This window comes from Flavobacterium cyanobacteriorum (genome assembly GCF_002251835.1).
GTDB lineage: Bacteria > Bacteroidota > Bacteroidia > Flavobacteriales > Flavobacteriaceae > Flavobacterium > Flavobacterium cyanobacteriorum.
On sequence record NZ_NOXV01000072.1, the window covers coordinates 1 to 2710 of the forward strand.

At 44.0% G+C, this 2710-nt stretch carries 4 protein-coding genes; 2 read left to right on the plus strand and 2 right to left on the minus strand.

Features of this window, described 5'->3' with window-relative positions; translation table 11 throughout:
• Positions 1–127: 127 nt before the first annotated feature.
• Positions 128–541: a DUF6691 family protein gene (locus tag CHU92_RS00725; protein WP_094411606.1), complete on the minus strand. Its 414-nt coding sequence runs from the start codon at positions 539–541 to the stop codon at positions 128–130.
• 3 nt (positions 542–544) lie between these two features.
• A complete protein-coding gene (locus CHU92_RS00730; RefSeq protein WP_094411608.1) occupies positions 545–1102 on the minus strand; it encodes a YeeE/YedE family protein in 558 nt (185 codons plus the stop codon).
• A gap of 125 nt (positions 1103–1227) precedes the next feature.
• On the opposite strand from CHU92_RS00730, the gene CHU92_RS00735 reads away from it, so the two are divergent.
• Positions 1228–1686, plus strand: coding sequence for a 2-dehydro-3-deoxyphosphooctonate aldolase (locus tag CHU92_RS00735; RefSeq protein WP_094411610.1), 459 nt, complete (start codon positions 1228–1230; stop codon positions 1684–1686).
• 58 nt (positions 1687–1744) lie between these two features.
• Entirely contained in the window at positions 1745–2563 is an 819-nt protein-coding gene (kdsA, locus tag CHU92_RS00740; protein ID WP_094411611.1) for a 3-deoxy-8-phosphooctulonate synthase, read from the plus strand.
• Positions 2564–2710 lie beyond the last annotated feature (147 nt).

Genomic DNA, 2710 nt, shown 5'->3' on the forward strand with positions numbered 1-2710 from the left:
AGAAAAACGTAAAAAAACCGTCTCAAGTTGTGAGACGGCTTCTTTTTCTTTTGTATACAGCCCTGCCAACACCAAATTATGATTATACAATTATTCCCTGGCGAGCAAGTAACTTATTAATAATAAATTAATGCGGTAGTTTATCCTTCAGGAGGCCATACAAAAAAGTCCCTAGTAAGGCACCTGCCAGGACAACAACTATTCCCAGAAAACCAGCGCCTATGAGTATATATACTGGCCCCGGGCAAGTGCCTACAAGCCCCCAGCCAAGCCCAAAAATAATGCCTCCGGCAAGATAATTAGTAAAACCTTTATCTTTATCAGGGATAGCTACAGCCTTGCCTGTAATATCCTTCACCTGGTTCTGCCTGATCAGCCTTATACCCGTAATACCCGTGATAACAGCTACACCGATAATTCCATACATATGGAATGACTGGAAGTGAAACATCTCATAAATCCTGTACCATGATACTGCCTCAGATTTTACAAGCACAATACCAAACACTATTCCGACAAGAAGAAATTTAAGAAATTTCATATTCTAAAAAATTAGTGGCAGCAATAGCCACGACATTAATAATCCCCCAATAAAAAAACCTATAACCGCAATTAATGATGGTAGTTGCAGGTTGCTCAGCCCGGTTATGGCGTGCCCGGACGTACATCCGCCGGCATAGCGGGTACCAAAACCCACAAGAAGGCCGCCTGCCAGCAGTACCGCTAAAATTTTAGGAGACCGTAAAGCTTCAGGGCCTACTAAGGCATCGGGCAGTAATTTACCGTGCGGGGCATCTATGCCCATTTGTCGCAGCTCAGTTACTGTTTCAGGGCCAATATTTACGCCGGAACTGTCATTCATAAAGTTAACAGCTATATATCCGCCAATCATGGCGCCAATTACTACCGCCAGGTTCCAGAGTTGCGCTTTCCAGTCAAACCGGAAAAAACCAGATATCCTCCCGGCGCCAAGCATAGAACACATTGTCCTTAGGTTTGATGACATGCCGAAAGTTTTTCCAAAATAAATCAGCAACAGCATCACCGCTCCTATTAAAAATCCCGAAACATACCAGGGCCACGTCCCATAAAAGCTATACATAGTAGTTTATTTTTTGCAAAAATAACAATTAAAAACGCTATTACATCCCTTGCAACGTTATCAGTAATTAAATAAAGTTATAATACAACTTTTTGAATAACTTTGAAACCTGTAACATTTCCGTCATGAAAAAATACCTATCAGCAGCAGTACTGGCAATCGCAGCAATTTCCTGTATTAGCATAAAAAATACAATCCGGAATATTGATGATAAGGCAGCTATGCCACGCCTGTCTAAAGAAAAAACTTTTATTATTAATGAAATAAGCAGTGATAAAAAATACGGGTACAACCAGGATTACCCCGTTAATCTTGGTTTCCTGCCCATCCAGAGCGCCGAAATAAACATTAAAAGGTATTTTGGAGCGCTCTCAGGCCCTCAGGGTGAAAAAGTATCATACAAAAAAGTAGATACATGCTGCCCGTTCCCTTCCGCCAGAAATGAAATGGGAGCCGGCCTGCTCGATATTTACGAGGTAAGCTGGCCCGGGCTAAATGAACCTAAGCGAATCTACATAAACCTTTATGAAAAAGGTGCCGTGATGGCTCCCAAAGGTTTTGGCATCAGGAAAATTGAACCCTGACAGTGCTGCTTCGCTGCTGCCCGCAATTTTGTATCTTTACACCTTTAATTTACAAATCATGGACTTAAGGAACATCCCGCAGATAAAACATACCGATAGTGGCAATTTCTTCCTGCTCGCAGGGCCTTGCGCCATTGAAGGCGAAGAAATGGCTATGAGGATAGCCGAAAAAATTGTTTCCGTAACCGAAAGGCTTCAAATCCCTTATGTTTTCAAAGGGTCTTTTAAAAAAGCTAACCGATCACGTATTGACAGCTTCACGGGTATAGGCGATGAAAAAGCACTGAAAATACTTGAAAAAGTGTCCCGGGAATTTAGTGTCCCTACCATAACAGATATACACACTAACCAAGACGCGGCCATGGCGGCACAGTATGTAGATATCCTGCAAATTCCGGCTTTCCTTGTGCGGCAGACTGACCTGGTGGTAGCGGCAGCAGAAACCGGAAAAACTGTAAACCTGAAAAAAGGCCAGTTCATGAGCCCGGAAAGCATGAAACATGCCGTACAAAAAGTACGGGACTGCAATAATGAAAATGTGATGGTAACAGACCGTGGCACCATGTTTGGCTACCAGGACATGATTGTTGACTTCAGGGGTATACCAACCCTGAAAAAATTTGCCAGCACAGTACTCGATGTCACACACTCCCTGCAGCAGCCTAACCAGGACACTGGTGTAACCGGCGGCCGCCCTGATATGATAGAAACCATTGCCAAAGCAGGAATTGCTGTTGGCGTGGACGGCATATTCATAGAAACCCATTTTGACCCTGCCAATGCCAAAAGCGATGGCGCCAATATGCTGCACCTGGACTATTTCGAAGGGCTCATGGAAAAACTGACAGCCATCCGTAAAACGGTTAACTCATTTTAACAGCTGTTTCTATTGGCCATTACAGCATTGCTCATTGCCTGATTTGTTCTCATTTGGAGCAGTAAACTAAGCGCGCTTTTGCAGGAGCCTTTTCCCGCTGTCCACTATATCTCCCCGCCGCCATAAGCGCGGCGGCGGGGAGGATGC